We start from the raw sequence: 1,021 nt of genomic DNA on the forward strand, positions 1-1,021 counted from the left end.
AAGCAGCTGAGCCAAGATATAACCATGACCATACTCAGATTCATGACTTGTTCTGAGGCCAGAATTGACGCTGCGATCATCAAAGATTGCCCAGGCATGGGAATGCCAATACCTTCAAAAAAGATGCTGACAATAAGCGCAAGGTAGCCGTACTGCTCCAGCAGAGGCTTCATGGAGATGAGTAAAGCGTTAATGTGTTCCAAATGCTTTCCTCTAATAAAATCGGAAGGAAATGGGAGTGATACTCCTGTTGTTTTCTCTGGTCAATTCTTGTTTCTCATTCCCGATAAAAACTGACACATCTCTGATAATTGTGTTTACCTGATGCGCTGTTGCGCTGGATTCCGCTCGCCGTTTGGTTCGCGACGGCGAGCGGTCATTACCATGGCTTGGGTCTCAGGCTACTCTTTTGGTGTTGTGAACGCACCGTACAAATCGAGGCGTCGATGGCGTAAGTTCGTTACCGAGCCTTCGGTGTTGAGCTGTTTCAGCTTGGTTAAGTCAACATCGGCAAAGATGATCATTTCCGTATTTGCACTGGCTTCCGTCAATGTGGCATCGTGTGGGAAATAAATATCTGAAGGTGAGAACACCGCTGATTGAGCATATTGAATGTCCACGTTGTCCACGCGCGGTAAGTTGCCGACACTGCCGCCAATCGCTACATAACACTCGTTTTCGATCGCGCGAGATTGAGAACAGATCCGCACACGTTGATAGCCGTTTTTGGTATCGGTCCAGAATGGCACAAAGATAATTTGCGCGCCTTGTTCGGCGAGCATACGACCCAGCTCAGGGAACTCGCTGTCGTAACAAATCAGAATGCCGACCTTACCAGCATCGGTTTCGAACACTTGTACACTATCACCGCCATCAATTACCCAGTCTTTTTGTTCGTGTGGCGTGATGTGGATTTTGTACTGAGCGTTAATTTCCCCATCGCGTTGCAGTAAGTACGCAACGTTGTAGAGCTTGCCATCTTCGATGAGCGGCATACTGCCAGCAATGATGTTGATGTTGT

2 protein-coding genes are annotated in these 1,021 nt (G+C 47.8%); both read right to left on the reverse strand.

Features of this window, described 5'->3' with window-relative positions:
• Positions 1-203, reverse strand: a 203-nt coding sequence (locus R7P69_RS25295) for a DedA family protein (protein WP_411978699.1), incomplete at its 3' end; no start/stop codon positions are given.
• A 198-nt stretch (positions 204-401) separates the two neighbouring features.
• Positions 402-1,021, reverse strand: a 620-nt coding sequence (locus R7P69_RS25300; protein WP_318121842.1) for a carbon-nitrogen hydrolase family protein, incomplete at its 5' end; no start/stop codon positions are given.

Origin of the sequence: Vibrio sp. 661 (genome assembly GCF_033339315.1) — a bacterium.
In the GTDB taxonomy this organism is placed as follows: Bacteria; Pseudomonadota; Gammaproteobacteria; order Enterobacterales; family Vibrionaceae; genus Vibrio; species Vibrio alginolyticus.